This is a genomic window from Paraburkholderia sp. GAS33 (assembly GCF_050436645.1).
Taxonomy (GTDB): Bacteria; Pseudomonadota; Gammaproteobacteria; order Burkholderiales; family Burkholderiaceae; genus Paraburkholderia; species Paraburkholderia phenazinium_B.
In genome coordinates this window covers 19,247-34,008 of record NZ_JBNDMP010000005.1, presented here as the reverse complement: position 1 = coordinate 34,008, position 14,762 = coordinate 19,247, and the positions used below count along the sequence as shown (strand labels likewise).

Sequence of the window (14,762 nt, the reverse complement as noted above, 5' to 3'; positions counted from 1 at the left end):
TCGGTCAGGAAACATTCGCGGGCAGGCGCGACCCCGCGATGCACATCACTCGCCCCGCAGGGAATTCCCCTGAGGCCGCGAGCGACGCTTCGTATCGCAGGCAGGAACTTTGATAATGGTAACGCGCGCACAGCTTCGTCCCGACAAGGTCGAACCGGCAAAAGCCGCTGACCCGGGACGTGATTTCGAATTCACCTCGGCGGATTTCGCTCGCATTCGCGAACTGATCCACCGCGGCGCCGGCATTTCGCTGTCGGACCATAAGCGCGACATGGCGTATAGCCGGCTCGCGCGTCGTTTGCGTGCGCGCGGTCTCGACAGCTTCCGCGAATACCTCGATCTGCTCGAGTCGGAGAACGATCCGGCCGAGTGGGAGGCGTTCACCAATGCGTTGACCACCAACCTGACCGCGTTCTTTCGCGAGGCGCACCATTTCCCGATCCTCGCTGAATTCGTCGCACGCCGTCAGGCACCCGTGTCGGTGTGGTGCTCGGCGGCTTCGACCGGTGAGGAGCCGTATTCGATCGCGATGACGCTGATCGAAGCGCTCGGCGACAGCGCCGCGCGCCAGGCCACGGTGCTCGCCACGGACATCGACACCCAGGTGCTCGCCAAGGGTGAAGCAGGCATGTACCAGTTCGATCAGGTCAAGCACCTCTCGCAGGAACGGCTCAAGCGTTTCTTCCTGAAGGGCACCGGTGCGCACGCGGGCATGGTGAAAGTGCGCCCGGAAGTGCGCGCGATGATCCGTTTCCAGCAGCTGAACCTGACCGACCGCGACTACGGTTTGCGCTCGCAGTTCGATGCGATCTTCTGCCGCAACGTGATGATCTACTTCGACAAGCCGACCCAGTCGCAGGTGCTGTCGCGCTTCGAGCCGCTCATGAAGGGCGGTGGCCTGCTGTTCGCCGGTCACTCGGAGAACTTCACCTACGTGACCCAGGCGTTCCGCCTGCGTGGCCAGACTGTTTACGAACTGACCCGCGACGGTGGCGCAGCGCGCGCCGGTCAACGCGGCCAGACCCAACCGGCTCACTCGTCGACTAGCGGGGTGACTGTATGAGTAGCGCCCTGCCGATCGCCAGCAATCTGTACTTCGACAATCACTTCCAGCGCCCCGGCGTGAAGTTGTTGCCGAACGAGTTCTATACGACCCACGACGACATGGTGCTTGTTACCGTGCTCGGCTCGTGCGTGGCCGCCTGCATCCGCGACCACACGGCAGGCATCGGCGGCATGAATCACTTCATGCTGCCGGACGACGGCGCCGACGTCGGCCAGGCTGCCTCGGATTCGATGCGTTACGGTGCCTATGCGATGGAAGTGCTCATCAACGAGCTGATCAAGGCGGGCGGCCGGCGCGAACGTTTCGAAGCCAAGGTATTCGGCGGCGCCGCGGTGCTGGCCGGCATGACGACGATGAACATCGGCGATCGCAATTCGGAATTCGTGCGCCGCTATCTGGCGCTCGAAAAAATCCGCATCACCGCCGAGGACCTGCAAGGCGGCCATCCGCGCAAGGTCGCCTTCATGCCGCGCACCGGCCAGGTGATGGTGAAAAAACTGCGCCTGCAGCAGGAAGCCGGGGTGGCCGAGCGCGAACAGGCGCTCGCCCGGCAGACCTCCGAGCAGCGCGCCGAGCGTCTCGCAAAGGCTCGCGAACGCGTCGAACTGTTTGCCGCGCCGGCTGGCGGCCGGCCAAAAATCGAGCTGTTTGGTGCAAGGGCCGCTGCTGGTTCAGGGACGGGCGCCCCGGCTGCGAAGCCGCGCATCGAGCTATTTGGCGCGAGCCCGCGTCCGAATAATTCAAACAACGCCAGAACTGCCGAGGAGGCGTGAGAGCTGTGCAAAAGATCAAGGTATTGTGCGTCGACGATTCGGCGCTGATCCGTAGCCTGATGACCGAAATCATCAATGGCCAGCCGGACATGACCGTCGTCGCAACCGCGCCCGACCCGCTGGTCGCGCGCGAACTCATCAAGCAGCACAACCCGGACGTGTTGACGCTCGACGTTGAAATGCCGCGCATGGACGGTCTCGACTTCCTCGAGAAGCTGATGCGTCTGCGGCCGATGCCAGTGGTGATGGTGTCGTCGCTGACCGAGCGCGGCAACGAAATCACGCTGCGCGCGCTGGAACTGGGCGCGGTCGATTTCGTGACCAAGCCGAAGGTCGGGATCCGCGACGGCATGCTCGACTACTCGGAGAAGCTTGCCGACAAGGTCCGCGCCGCTGCGCGCGCCCGCGTACGCCAGGCTGCCCCGGTGCATCACGCCGGCACGGCCGCCGGCCACGCGGCGGGTGCCCAGGCTGCGACGCCGGCGCCGAACTTCAACAACCCGCTGCTGAGTACGGAAAAGCTGATCATCGTCGGCGCCTCGACGGGCGGCACCGAAGCGATCCGCGAAGTGCTCGTGCCGCTGCCGCCAGACGCCCCCGCGGTGCTGATCGCACAGCATATGCCGCCAGGGTTTACAAAATCTTTTGCTCAACGCCTTAATGGCTTGTGCAGAATTACCGTTAAAGAGGCAGAGCACGGCGAACGTGTGCTGCCGGGACACGCGTATATTGCCCCCGGTCACGCTCACCTGTTGCTAGCACGTAGCGGCGCGAACTATATTGCACACCTCTCCGACGACCCGCCGGTAAACCGGCACCGTCCGTCTGTCGACGTGTTGTTCCGCTCCGCTGCGCAGCACGCCGGCAAGAATGCGGTGGGCGTGATTCTCACGGGAATGGGCCGCGACGGTGCGGCTGGACTGCTGGAGATGAAAAAAGCAGGCGCGTATACGCTTGCGCAGGACGAAGCGAGTTGCATTGTGTTCGGCATGCCGCGCGAGGCGATCGCACTCGGCGCTGCCGACGAAATCACCTCGCTGCCCGAGATGAGCCGGCGCGTCATGGCGCGTCTTTCGTCAATGGGTGAACGCGTCCAGCGGGTATGATGCGCGCCGGGTCAGAACGCAGGCGTCTTGCATGGGACCTGAGTCAGCGCTGAAACGCGGACTCCAGTCGACACACTCGCTGCACCATCTGGGATTAGGGAAAGGGAATTGAAATGGATAAGGGAATGAAGATTCTGGTCGTAGATGACTTTCCGACGATGCGCCGGATTGTCCGCAATCTGTTGAAGGAGCTGGGCTATTCGAACGTCGACGAGGCGGAAGATGGCCAGGCGGGTCTCGCGCGTCTGCGTAGCGGCAAGTACGACTTCGTGATCTCCGACTGGAACATGCCGAACCTCGACGGTCTGGCCATGCTCAAGGAAATCCGCGCGGATGCCAGCCTCACGCATTTGCCGGTACTGATGGTGACGGCCGAGTCGAAGAAGGAAAACATCATCGCGGCGGCGCAGGCCGGCGCGAGCGGTTATGTGGTGAAGCCGTTCACAGCGGTAACCCTCGACGAGAAGCTCAACAAGATTCTCGAGAAGATGGCGAAAGCCGGGAGCTGACGTGAACCAGCCGACCAACGCGGCAGCCGTCGAAGCGCAAGACGGCGGCGACCTTGCAAGCGATCGCATCCTTGCCCGCATCGGGCAACTGACGCGCACACTGCGCGACTCGATGCGCGAGCTCGGCATCGACAAGCACGTCGAGCGCGCCGCCGAAGCGGTGCCCGACGCGCGCGACCGTCTGAAGTACATTGCCAACATGACCGAGCAGGCAGCCGAAAAGGTGCTGAGCTCGATCGAGGTCGCCAAGCCGTTGCAGGAGCAGTTGCAGCAGGACGCAGCGGTGCTCGACGCGCGTTGGGAGCAATGGTATGCGGCGCCGATCGAACGCGAGGAAGTGCGCGCGTTGATGAACGACACGCGGACCTTTCTGCGTGGCGTGCCCGAGGTGACGACGGCCACCAACCAGCAGCTGCTCGAGATCATGCTGGCGCAGGACTTCCAGGATCTGACCGGCCAGGTCATCAAGAAGATCACCGAGGTCGTGTATCTGATCGAGCAGCAACTGCTCGGCGTGCTGATCGAGAACATCGCGCTCGAACGGCGCGAGCAGTTCGCGGCAACGGCAGCGGCGCTGGCGGCCGAACCCTCGTCGACCGGCAGCCCGGAGAACCTGCTGAACGGGCCGCAGATCAACCCGGAAGGCAAGGCCGACGTGATGCAGGATCAAGGCGAAGTCGACGATCTGCTGGCGAGCCTTGGCTTCTGACACGGCTTTCGAACAGCTTTCCACATCTGAACCGCGCCGGCTCCCGGCGGTCGAACATGGCACGCGCCCCGCTCCACAGCGTTCGGCGCCGCCGTGTACCGTCCCGCACTCCGGGCGCAGGTTTCTTGCCGGCTAGCCATCGCGCATAGCGGATACCCCGGCCAGGCACCCTGGAGGAAACCTTCCTGCGGAGCAGTGGCCCGGTACCGTATGATCTTGGATAAATGCGAGCGCACGTGCGATGCACGGGCCGTATCGCAGTTGACCGGGAGGAGTGTGGCTATGCTGAGTCGTGTACGCCGCGCCGTCGTCATGACAGCGCTCGGATTGTCCTGCGTGGTGCCCGCCGTTCAGTCCGCTCACGCGGCGCTGGGCGGGAGTCCGATGACGCCGCCCGCCGGCGCGTCCGTCAGTTCCCAGACCGTTTCCCCTGTTGCCGTTCTACACGCCGCATCCGGCGCCGCCTCCGCAGCCAGCAGCAGTTCTTCATACACCGTACGTCAGACGACCTACGGCAGCGGCACAGTCGTGCGCGAGTATCTCGCCGCGGACGGCACCGTCTTCGGCCTCGGCTGGAACGGGCCGCAAATGCCTGATCTGAACAATCTGCTCGGTACTTATTTCCCGCAATACCTGGCCGGTGTCGAGGCCGTGCGCGCGGTGCGCGGCGGCCACGGTCCGGTCGCGGTCGAGCAGAGCGGCCTGGTGGTCCATTCCGGTGGCCATATGGGCGCGTTCTCGGGTGATGCATGGCTGCCGCAGGCGCTGCCTGCCGGCGTCAGCGGTTCCGACATCCACTGACAGTGACGGACGGGAGACGAGACATGCAATTTGCAGCAAAGCTCAGAGGGTGGGCGCAGGTCGCGGTGACGGTCACGTTGGTGTCGCTGGTTGCCGCGTGTGGCGGAGGCGGTGGCAGCAACAACAGTTCCAGTTCGTCGAGTGCGAATAACGGCTCGTTGCCGGCCAGCCCGACCGCACAGCCGGTTGCGGCGACTGCGGCGAACACCGCCGCGATCACGGTGAGCACGGGCGTGGCGAACGTCATCAACATTCCGACGGTGAGCGTCAAGGTTTGCGTGCCCGGGACGAGTACCTGCCAGACCATTAACAACGTGCAGGTGGATACCGGTTCATATGGCCTGCGGATCGCCAGCGGCGTGTTGAGCGTTGCGCTGCCTGACGCTGCTATCCCCAGCGGTGCGTCCGGCACGCTGGCTGAATGCACGAATTTCGCGGATGGCTTTTCGTGGGGCTCGGTACGCACGGCAACCGTAACAATTGGCGGTGAGACCACGACCGCCGGCATTCCGATCCAGGTGCTGGGTGACCTGAACAACAGTGTGCCGACAGGCTGTGCCAACGGCTCCGAAGAGAACACCCCCAGCGCGCTTGGCGCCAATGGCATTCTTGGCATTGGCAACGCACCTTACGATTGCGGCGCGACCTGCGCGAGTTCGACGACCTTTGCCCAGTTCAGCAATTATTACGCGTGTACGACCTCAAGCTCGAGCTGCACGACCGCTCAGGTGCCGAATACCAACCAGGTGGCGAACCCGGTCGCACACTTCCCCACCGACAACAACGGCGTGATTGTCGAGATGGCGCCCGTTTCGAACAACGGAGCCGCGTCGGCCACCGGTACGCTGGTGTTCGGCATCGGCACGCAGTCGAACAACGCGCTCGCGGCGGCGAAGACCTTCACGACCGATGCCTTCGGTGACCTTAACAACAGCACGTTCAACGGCAGCACGTTGTCGGCCTTCTTCGATTCCGGCTCGAACGCTTACTTCTTCACCGACAGCACCCTGGCGTTGTGCGGCAGCAATTTCAGCGGCTTCTACTGCCCTTCGACGGCGCAGACGCGTACGGTCACCGTGGTTGGCCTGAACGGCGTCTCCGCTGCGGCTAACGTCGGGATCCTGAGCGCGTCGACGTTGTTCAGCAACGGCAACAACTACGCCTTCAACGATCTCGCTGGCCAGATCGGCACCTCGGGCAGCTTCGACATCGGCCTGCCGTTCTTCTACGGCCGTTATATGTACTTCGGCATCGACCAGACTGCGAGCGGCGGCCAGGCACCTTACGTCGGCTACTGATCCAGGGTTCACGGCGACCCGTTCCGCCCGTTCCACGCCTCCCGGCCCCGGAACGGGCGACCCTCGGCGGCAGCGCCCCCCGGCTCCTCGCCCGGCCCCTCCCGCTCCCGCCCGTAGCGGCCCCCCGCGCCGCTCCATCTCCCGAAATACCCCCGTTTCCCCGTTCTTATCCGCCGATCATGGCTTGAGTTCTGCAGGAATAATCGCTCTCACTGGAATTGGGCATGGTGCCTCGACCGTCTGGAGAGCTGCGTGGCAGGGGAAAGCGACCTCGAAAAAACAGAAGACGCCACCCCCCGGCGCCTGGAGAAGGCACGGGAGGAAGGGCAGATCGTTCGTTCGCGGGAACTGGTCTCGTTTGCCTTGCTGTCGGCCGGTTTCTATGGCGTCTGGGCGTTGTCGGGGAGCATCGGCGATCATCTCGGATCGATGCTGCGCGGCGCGCTCATGTTCAACCACGACAGCGTCTTCGAAACCCGGCGCATGCTGATCGGCGCAAGTGTCGACGGCATGCAGGCGCTCCGTGCGCTGGTACCGATCCTCGCCCTGACCGGCGGCGCCGCGTTGCTCTCGCCGCTCGCGCTGGGCGGCTGGCACGTCTCCTCAGGGGCGCTCCAACCCAAATTCAGCCGGCTCGATCCGATGGCCGGCCTTGGCCGGATCTTTTCGATCAACGGGCCGATCCAGCTCGGCATGTCGCTCGCCAAGACCATCGTCGTGGGCGGGGTCGGGGGCGTCTCGGTCTGGAACCGCCGCGAGGAGATCCTCGCGCTCGCGACCCAGCCGCTCACCGTGGCGCTCGCCAATGCGGCGCACCTGATCGCCGTGTGCTGCGGCATGACGGTCGCCGGCATGTTCCTTGTGGCAGCGCTCGATGTCCCGTATCAGATCTGGAATTACCACAAGAAACTCCGGATGACGAAGGAAGAAGTGAAACGCGAACACCGCGAAAACGAAGGCGATCCGCAACTTAAGGCCCGCATCCGGGCGCAGCAGCGCGCAGCCGCGCGGCGCCGGATGATGTCCAAGATACCGACGGCGGACGTGGTGGTAACCAACCCGACGCACTTCGCGGTCGCGCTGCAGTACAGCGACGGCGAGATGCGCGCGCCGCGTGTCGTCGCCAAAGGGGTGAACCTCGTCGCCGCGCGGATTCGCCAGCTTGCTGTGGAGAACAACGTGCCGCTGCTCGAAGCCCCGCCACTGGCGCGGGCGCTGTATCACAACGTTGATCTCGACCGCGAAATTCCGGGCCAGTTGTATGGCGCGGTCGCGGAAGTGCTCGCATGGGTCTATCAATTGCGCCGCTTCAAGACCGAAGGCGGCGTGGTGCCGGTTGCCCCGACCGAACTCGAAGTTCCCGCCGATCTGGACCAGGGTCCGGTATCCGACGAAGAGGCGGATCAGGAAGCCGCCGAAGCGCTTAACGAAGACGACAAGGCATCTGGAGCCTCCGCATGAACGCACGCGCCGGTTTCCTGTCCCGACGGCCGGACTCGCTGAGCAACACCAACCTGCGGGCACTCGCAGGCCCGGTGCTGATCTGCATGATCCTCGGCATGATGATCCTGCCGTTGCCGCCGTTCCTGCTGGATCTGCTGTTCACCTTCAACATCGCGCTGTCTGTGATGGTATTGCTGGTGAGCATGTACACGATGAAGCCGCTCGACTTTGCCGCATTCCCGAGCGTGCTGCTGTTCTCGACGCTGCTGCGCCTCTCGCTGAACGTGGCCTCCACCCGGGTCGTGCTGCTCGAAGGCCACACCGGCCCGGCTGCCGCTGGACAGGTGATCGAGTCGTTCGGCCAGTTCCTGGTCGGCGGCAACTTCGCGGTCGGGATCGTGGTGTTCATCATCCTCATGGTGATCAACTTCATGGTGATCACCAAGGGTGCGGGCCGGATCGCCGAAGTGTCCGCGCGCTTCACACTCGATGCGATGCCCGGCAAGCAGATGGCGATCGACGCCGACCTGAACGCCGGCATCATCAACGAAGACGCGGCGCGCCGCCGCCGCCTCGAAGTCGCGCAGGAAGCCGAGTTCTACGGCTCGATGGACGGCGCCAGCAAGTTCGTGCGAGGCGATGCGATCGCCGGCCTGCTGATCATGGTGATCAATATCATCGGCGGCCTGATCGTCGGCGTGGTCCAGCACAACATGGACTTCGCCGCCGCCGCCAAGAACTACACGCTGCTGACCATCGGTGACGGCCTCGTCGCGCAGATTCCGTCGCTGGTGATCTCGACCGCCGCCGGCGTGATCGTGTCGCGCGTGGCCACCAACGAAGACATCGGCACGCAGCTGACCGGGCAGCTGTTTACGAACCCGCGCGTGCTGATCATCACGGGCTGCATTCTGGTGCTGATGGGCTTGATCCCGGGCATGCCGCACTTCGCCTTCCTGCTGCTGGGCGGTGGTTTGATCCAGCTTGGCCGGATGATGAAGAAGCGCGCGACGGAAGCGAAGAGCACCGCGGCACTCGCCACCGTGGCGCCGGCTGCGCTCACGCCGACCGAAAACACCGAAGCAAGCTGGGACGACGTGACGATGATCGACACGCTCGGTCTCGAAGTCGGCTATCGGCTGATTCCGCTCGTCGACAAGAATTCGGACGGCGAACTGCTCAAGCGGATCAAGAGCATCCGCAAGAAGTTCGCGCAGGAAATCGGCTTCCTGCCGCCGGTGATCCACATCCGCGACAACCTGGAACTGCGCCCCAATGGTTACCGGATTGCGCTGAAGGGCGTCGAGGTCGGCGTCGGCGAGGCCTATCCGGGCCAGTGGCTGGCCATCAATCCGGGGCAGGTGAGCGCGGCGCTGCCGGGCACGCCGACTCAGGATCCTGCGTTCGGCCTGCCGGCCATCTGGATCGACACCAATCTGCGCGAGCAGGCCCAGGTGTACGGCTATACCGTGGTGGATTCGAGCACCGTGGTCGCGACGCACCTGAATCACCTCGTGGTCACGCACGCCTCCGAGCTGCTCGGCCGCCGCGAAATCCAGGCGCTGATCGAGCGCATGCAGAAGGACACGCCGTCGCTGGTCGACGATCTGATCCCGAAGGCGCTTTCGCTCACCACGCTGCAGAAGGTGCTGCAGAACCTGCTGGAAGAAGGTGTGCCGATCCGCGACCTGCGCACGATCCTCGAAGCGCTGTCCGAGCACACGCCCAAGGTTACCGACGCGCACGAGCTGACGGCAGCCGTGCGTCTGGCGCTGGGCCGCGCGATCACGCAACAGTGGTTCCCAGGCACCGGCGACATGCAGGTCATGGGCCTCGACTCAAACCTTGAACGGGTACTCTCGCAGGCGCTTTCGACTGGGGCAAACCCTGGTCTCGAACCGGGTCTCGCGCACACGCTGATGACCGAGACGCAACAAGCCATGACGCGCCAGCAGAACCTGGGGCTCGCGCCGGTGCTGCTGGTGCAGCACGCGTTGCGGCCGATGCTGGCGCGCTTCCTGCGCCGCAACCTGCCGCAGCTGAAGGTGCTGTCGTATGCGGAGGTGCCCGACACTCGCAACGTCAAGGTGGTGAATCTGATAGGCGGGAAAGGCTAACCCGCTCACGCTTCAGACCGGCGCTTCAGGCGCCGGTTTTCATTTGGGGACCCTTGCAGCGCGGCCCCGGCGTACTACCCATCACGCGAATTGCCTGCTTTTCCCTGTCTTTATCAAGCGATGGTCTCTCGACATCTTTCGCAATAATCGATCTCAATGGAAAGCGGTATGTCGCCGGTCCGTCAACCTCATCGGGGGTCCAGCTTGAACATTCGTAAATTTGTCGGTGCTACCAGTCGTGACGCGCTACGCCTCGTTCGTGAGGCGTTGGGCCCAGACGCGGTCGTGCTGTCGAACCGCACGATCGAAGACGGCACCGTCGAGATCGTGGCGCTCGCCGATAGCGAGCTCGCGGCAATCGCTCCGAAGGCGCGTAACGGCGCGAATAACGGCAGCAGCGCAAACAGCGCGGCCCCTGCGATGAGCCCGGCAGCACCGGCACCGCGCAGCACGCCGATGATGCAGTCCAATCCGTACGCGAGCGGCATGCCGGACGTGTTTTCGTCGGTGTTCGGCGCAAGCCCGGAAGCCGGCACGGAGAGCATGTCGGCCAGCAACGCGCCGGCACAAGCCGCTGCACCCGCACAGGCAGCCGTAACGGAAGAGCCGGCCACGGCCTCGCCGTACGCTTCGTCGGCTCAGGCCGCACCGCTCGCGCCGCAGGCTCAAGCCGCTCACGCGGCGCAAAGCGCGCCTTCGATGCAAGCCGCACCGCAGGCGCAGATGCCGCAGATGCCGCGCTCGGGCGACGACATCCGCGCCGACGTGCTGAAAGCCGCCGGTGTCCCGGCGCCGCAGTTTATGCCGTTCTCGCCGGCCACGCCGCGCACGATGGCGGAAACGAATCCCTGGCTGATCGACCACGCCCGCAATATCGCCGGCAAGCAGCAAGGTGCCTACAGCGCACGGCCTTCGTCGATGACACCGGCCGCCGCGATGGCCAAGGGCCTCGGCGCACCGGTCGACATCCAGGTCGGCACGCGTCAGCCGTCGAACCTCGCCGACACGCCCGACTGGGCCCGCGAAGCCGCACAACTCGCCGCGCGCCGCGCTAGCAGGAAGCCGAGCCCGGCCACTCCAGCGGACGACGCACGTGCCGCAGCCAGCACCACCGCCAGCGTCACCGAAGCGATCAAGGCTCGCATGGAGCAGGTCGTCAACGAAACGGTGATGAGCGAGCTCTCGTCGATGCGCGGCATGATGGAGGAACACTTCGCCGGTCTCCTGTGGGCCGACCGCCAGCGTCGCAGCCCGACGCGCGCCTCGCTCACCAAGCACCTGTTCGCCGCCGGTTTCTCCGCGCAACTGGTGCAGATGATGGTCGACAACCTGCCGCCCGAGATCGACAACATGGAAGGCGGGATGGACTGGGTGCGCAACGTGCTCGAGTCGAACCTGCCGATCATGGAAAACGAAGACGCGCTGATGGAGCGCGGCGGCGTGTTCGCCCTGATGGGCCCGACGGGTGTCGGCAAGACCACGACCACGGCCAAGCTTGCCGCGCGTTGCGTGATGCGCTTCGGCGCCAGCAAGGTGGCACTCCTGACGACCGACAGCTACCGGATCGGCGGTCACGAACAACTGCGCATTTTCGGCAAGATCCTCGGCGTTTCGGTTCACGCAGTGAAGGACGGCGCCGATCTGCAACTGGCGCTCGCCGAGCTGCGCAACAAGCACATCGTGCTGATCGACACGATCGGCATGAGCCAGCGCGACCGCCTCGTCTCCGACCAGATCGCCATGCTGTGCCGCGCCGGACAACCGGTGCAGCGCCTGCTGCTGCTGAACGCAACGTGCCATGGCGACACGCTCAACGAAGTCGTGCAGGCCTACCAGCGCGGGCCGGATCAACAGCCGCTCGCCGGCTGCATCCTCACCAAGCTCGACGAGGCGACCAACCTGGGCGGCGTACTCGACACGGTGATCCGCTACAAGTTGCCGGTGCATTACGTCTCGACCGGGCAGAAGGTGCCCGAGAACCTGTACGTCGCAACGAAGAAATTCCTGATCAAGAGCGCTTTCTGCATTCCGCGCGACAGTTCGCCGTTCGTGCCGCAGGACGACGATATTCCGGCGTTGCTTTCGGCGCTCTCAGCACGCTCGACGGCCGAACTGCACGAGGTCCGCTTTGGATAAGGTCGTCTCGGATCAGGCAGAAGGACTGCGGCGCCTGCTGGCCCGCAGCGGTTCAAGAGTGCTGGCGGTAACGGGCGGTTCGACCAGCGTTGGATGTACCACGACCGTCGTCAATCTGGCGGCGGCACTCGTGGAGCAGGGCAAGGATGTCCTCGTAATCGACGAGTGCCTTGGCGATTACTCGGTGGGCGCCATGCTCGGCGGCGTACAGGGGGCGGCCAACTTCGCCGCCGTGGTACGCGGCGAGATATCGCTCGACGCCGCCGTAGCGCGTCATGCACTGGGCTTTTCAGTGCTGAGCGCCTCGCGCAGCAATCGCGAAGGCTACACGGCGGCGCAACTGAGTGTGGTGCTGGACGGTCCCGCGGACATCGTGTTGATCGATGCGCAACTCGACCGGCTCGGCCAGCTCTCTGCGCTGGCGATGCAGGCGCACGACCTGTTGATCGTCACGCGCGTCGCTGCGCAGGCGATTACCGATGCGTATGCCTGCATGAAGCGGCTGCATTACGCGCACGGCATCGGGCAGTTCCGGGTGCTGGTGAACCATGTGCATAGCGTCACCGACGCGCACACCGCTTTTGAAAACCTCGCGGGGGTGGCGGGGCGTTATCTGACTGTGTCGCTGGAAGGCGCGGGCTGTATCGCCGCCGACCCGCGCATGGCCCGGGCGCTCGAACTGTCGCGCTGCGTGGTCGACGCGTTTCCGTCGACCCCTGCTGCGCGGGACTATCGGCACCTCGCCGCCGAATTGCAGTACTGGCCAATGCGGCCAGCGATGTCGTCACGTCACCAATGGGTGGCGCCGGCGGCAGTAACAGCGGCGCAACACGCCGACCAACCGTCTGTGCAGCACGCCTGAAGGGCGGGGCGCGGACAAGGGGAGCACGATGTACAACGCTCAGGGAAAGATTTCCCAAGCCGAGGTTCTGACCAAATACGCACCGCTGGTGCGGCGGCTCGGCTTGCAGCTGGTGGCGAAGATGCCGGCGAGTGTCGATCTCGACGATCTGATTCAGGCCGGCATGATCGGCCTGCTCGATGCTGCGAGTCGCTACAAGGAAGACCAGGGCGCGCAGTTCGAAACGTATGCGAGCCAGCGGATCCGCGGCGCGATGCTCGACGAGTTGCGCAGCAACGACTGGCTGCCGCGCAGCCTTCGCCGTACCTCGCGTGAGGTGGAGACGGCTGTGCATCAGGTCGAACAAACACTCGGCCGTTCGGCGAGCGAGACGGAGATTGCCGGTCACCTCAAGATGCCGCTCGACGAGTATCAGGCGATGCTGCAGGACCTGCATGGCAGCCAGCTGATCTACTACGAAGACTTCGATCGCTCCGCCGACGACGAGCCGTTCCTCGACCGCTACTGCGTCGATCATTCGGACCCGCTCTCGGCACTGCTCGACGAAAGCCTGCGCTCGGCGCTGGTCGAAGCGATCGAGCGTCTGCCGGAACGCGAAAAGCTGTTGATGTCGCTCTACTACGAACGCGGCATGAATCTGCGCGAGATCGGTGCGGTGATGGAAGTTAGCGAATCGCGGGTTTGCCAGCTGCATAGCCAGGCGGTTGCACGGCTGCGCACGCGCCTGCGCGAGATGGCCTGGGCCAAGGCTGAAGCGGAGTAACACCACGGCGGCCGGCGGTTCACCGCCGTTACCCGCCGCTCATGATTCAAGCGCAATGAGCGCCGTCCCGATGTAAAGGGACGGCGCTTTTTTTGTGCTGAGAGGAAAGCAGGAAAAGTGCGGCAAGCGCAGGTGGCGGACAGGCGCCAAACGGCAGGCTGCGCCGAGTTGGTCTGAAAACGGTCAGACCGACTCAGCGAGCATTCAGGACAGACTGGATTGGAGTTCGATGAGCGGGGGAGCGTCCGGAATTACAGGCCGCCGAACCCTGGCACTCGTCCATCCGGCCCATACAGCGAGGGCTTTTTCGGACGCACCTGCAGCACCTCGAGGGCGCGCTGGTTGTATTCCATGCGGGTGCGGATCAGCACACCGTTAGTCTTGTTGGAGCGGCGTGCGCGCTCTACCGATTGCTGCAGCAACGACCACTGCTCGGCGAGCTTCGGGTCGCGCCCGGCGGCTAGCTCGATGCCGTTCCAGCCGGCCGGCAGACCCATTTCGGCGAGCTGCGCGTCGCGGATCTTCTCGAGCGAGGCCAGCTTGCCGACCAGTTCGGTTTTCTTTTCGACAACCGGCCGCAACATCTCGGCCGGTTCCACCTGGGTTAGCGCTTTCTGCTCGATAGCCAGAACAGAAGCAAATTCTTCGATGGTCGAGTACTCATCGATCACAGTGGCAAGCAGCGCGTCTTTCATCACAAGTCGCTCTCACGGCGCCCGTACAAAGCGTGCGGGCCGGGTTTCAAGGTGACGCCTCGCGGCGTCCAACCTCAATTGCCGGTCGCCGGGGCTCTCGTTTGCAACAAACTGCGCGTCGTGTCGAGCACGCCGTCAGCAATCTTGCCCGGATCGATCGTCAGCGTGCCGTTCTTGATGGCCTGCTTGATCGATTCGACGTGAGCGGTGTCGATGTCTGCCGAACCCGATGCCGCCAGGCTGCGCAGGCTGGACGACAGGCCCGACAAGCTCACATTCGCGTCGCCACCCGAGCCGGTGGCGGCTTGCGCGGCGGCTGCCGCGCTTTGGGCGGTCGAAGCCGCCGGGGCCGAGCTGTCCTGCTGGGTACGCGTTGCCGCGCTGCCCGTCAGACTGTCCGGCATGCTATTGGTGGTGGAATCGATTTTCACGATTGGCTTCCTGAACTATTTGATTCCTTTAACGGCATTCAAGAAACCAAACT

The 14,762-nt window shown here is 64.4% G+C and carries 14 protein-coding genes; 12 read left to right on the top strand and 2 right to left on the bottom strand.

The features are described from left to right. Positions 1-112 precede the first annotated feature (112 nt). From P3T24_RS16680 to P3T24_RS16625, 12 genes are all read left to right on the top strand, one after another. Complete coding sequence (locus P3T24_RS16680; RefSeq protein WP_429411656.1) at positions 113-1,063, top strand: CheR family methyltransferase; 951 nt, start codon at positions 113-115, stop codon at positions 1,061-1,063. Then, positions 1,060-1,839, top strand: coding sequence for a chemoreceptor glutamine deamidase CheD (gene cheD, locus P3T24_RS16675; protein ID WP_429436203.1), 780 nt, complete (start codon positions 1,060-1,062; stop codon positions 1,837-1,839). Before P3T24_RS16680 ends, cheD begins: the two co-directional genes overlap by 4 nt. Positions 1,840-1,844: 5 nt before the next feature. Then, on the top strand, positions 1,845-2,945 hold the full coding sequence (locus tag P3T24_RS16670) for a protein-glutamate methylesterase/protein-glutamine glutaminase (protein WP_074262873.1): 1,101 nt from the start codon (positions 1,845-1,847) through the stop codon (positions 2,943-2,945). 113 nt (positions 2,946-3,058) lie between these two features. Then, a complete protein-coding gene (cheY, locus tag P3T24_RS16665; RefSeq protein ID WP_074262872.1) occupies positions 3,059-3,454 on the top strand; it encodes a chemotaxis response regulator CheY in 396 nt (131 codons plus the stop codon). Between the two features lies 1 nt (position 3,455). Further along, positions 3,456-4,163 carry a protein phosphatase CheZ gene (cheZ, locus tag P3T24_RS16660; RefSeq protein WP_074262871.1) on the top strand — a complete coding sequence of 236 codons (708 nt, stop codon included), beginning with the start codon at positions 3,456-3,458 and terminating at the stop codon, positions 4,161-4,163. A 282-nt stretch (positions 4,164-4,445) separates the two neighbouring features. Next, on the top strand, positions 4,446-4,964 hold the full coding sequence (locus P3T24_RS16655; protein ID WP_074262870.1) for a DUF2844 domain-containing protein: 519 nt from the start codon (positions 4,446-4,448) through the stop codon (positions 4,962-4,964). Positions 4,965-4,987: 23 nt separating this feature from the next. Further along, entirely contained in the window at positions 4,988-6,262 is a 1,275-nt protein-coding gene (locus P3T24_RS16650; RefSeq protein WP_429436200.1) for a DUF3443 domain-containing protein, read from the top strand. Positions 6,263-6,514: 252 nt separating this feature from the next. Next, positions 6,515-7,723, top strand: coding sequence for a flagellar biosynthesis protein FlhB (gene flhB / locus P3T24_RS16645; protein ID WP_074262868.1), 1,209 nt, complete (start codon positions 6,515-6,517; stop codon positions 7,721-7,723). Next, positions 7,720-9,822, top strand: coding sequence for a flagellar biosynthesis protein FlhA (gene flhA / locus P3T24_RS16640; RefSeq protein WP_074262867.1), 2,103 nt, complete (start codon positions 7,720-7,722; stop codon positions 9,820-9,822). Before flhB ends, flhA begins: the two co-directional genes overlap by 4 nt. Before the next feature lie 204 nt (positions 9,823-10,026). Beyond that, a complete protein-coding gene (gene flhF / locus P3T24_RS16635) occupies positions 10,027-11,958 on the top strand; it encodes a flagellar biosynthesis protein FlhF (protein ID WP_429436197.1) in 1,932 nt (643 codons plus the stop codon). After that, complete coding sequence (locus tag P3T24_RS16630; protein WP_074262866.1) at positions 11,951-12,820, top strand: MinD/ParA family ATP-binding protein; 870 nt, start codon at positions 11,951-11,953, stop codon at positions 12,818-12,820. Before flhF ends, P3T24_RS16630 begins: the two co-directional genes overlap by 8 nt. 28 nt (positions 12,821-12,848) lie before the next feature. Then, positions 12,849-13,583 (top strand): RNA polymerase sigma factor FliA, encoded by a 735-nt coding sequence (locus tag P3T24_RS16625; RefSeq protein WP_074262865.1) that lies wholly within the window; start codon positions 12,849-12,851, stop codon positions 13,581-13,583. Between the two features lie 251 nt (positions 13,584-13,834). Here P3T24_RS16625 and P3T24_RS16620 read toward each other — a convergent pair whose 3' ends face one another. Together P3T24_RS16620 and flgM are read right to left on the bottom strand one after the other, a co-directional pair. Next, positions 13,835-14,278, bottom strand: coding sequence for a flagella synthesis protein FlgN (locus P3T24_RS16620; RefSeq protein WP_074262864.1), 444 nt, complete (start codon positions 14,276-14,278; stop codon positions 13,835-13,837). 74 nt (positions 14,279-14,352) lie between these two features. Beyond that, the gene (flgM, locus tag P3T24_RS16615; RefSeq protein WP_074262863.1) at positions 14,353-14,709 is read right to left on the bottom strand and encodes a flagellar biosynthesis anti-sigma factor FlgM; all 357 of its coding nucleotides are present in this window, start codon (positions 14,707-14,709) and stop codon (positions 14,353-14,355) included. Positions 14,710-14,762: the final 53 nt, after the last annotated feature.

What these genes read in the sequence shown, in the direction of transcription:
- cheY (WP_074262872.1), top strand. Translation starts at nt 3,059, where the DNA reads ATGGATAAGGGAATGAAGATTCTGGTCGTAGATGACTTTCCGACGATG.
- P3T24_RS16650 (WP_429436200.1), top strand. Translation starts at nt 4,988, where the DNA reads ATGCAATTTGCAGCAAAGCTCAGAGGGTGGGCGCAGGTCGCGGTGACG.
- P3T24_RS16625 (WP_074262865.1), top strand. Translation starts at nt 12,849, where the DNA reads ATGTACAACGCTCAGGGAAAGATTTCCCAAGCCGAGGTTCTGACCAAA.
- P3T24_RS16655 (WP_074262870.1), top strand. Translation starts at nt 4,446, where the DNA reads ATGCTGAGTCGTGTACGCCGCGCCGTCGTCATGACAGCGCTCGGATTG.
- P3T24_RS16620 (WP_074262864.1), bottom strand. Translation starts at nt 14,278, where the DNA reads ATGAAAGACGCGCTGCTTGCCACTGTGATCGATGAGTACTCGACCATC.
- cheD (WP_429436203.1), top strand. Translation starts at nt 1,060, where the DNA reads ATGAGTAGCGCCCTGCCGATCGCCAGCAATCTGTACTTCGACAATCAC.
- flhA (WP_074262867.1), top strand. Translation starts at nt 7,720, where the DNA reads ATGAACGCACGCGCCGGTTTCCTGTCCCGACGGCCGGACTCGCTGAGC.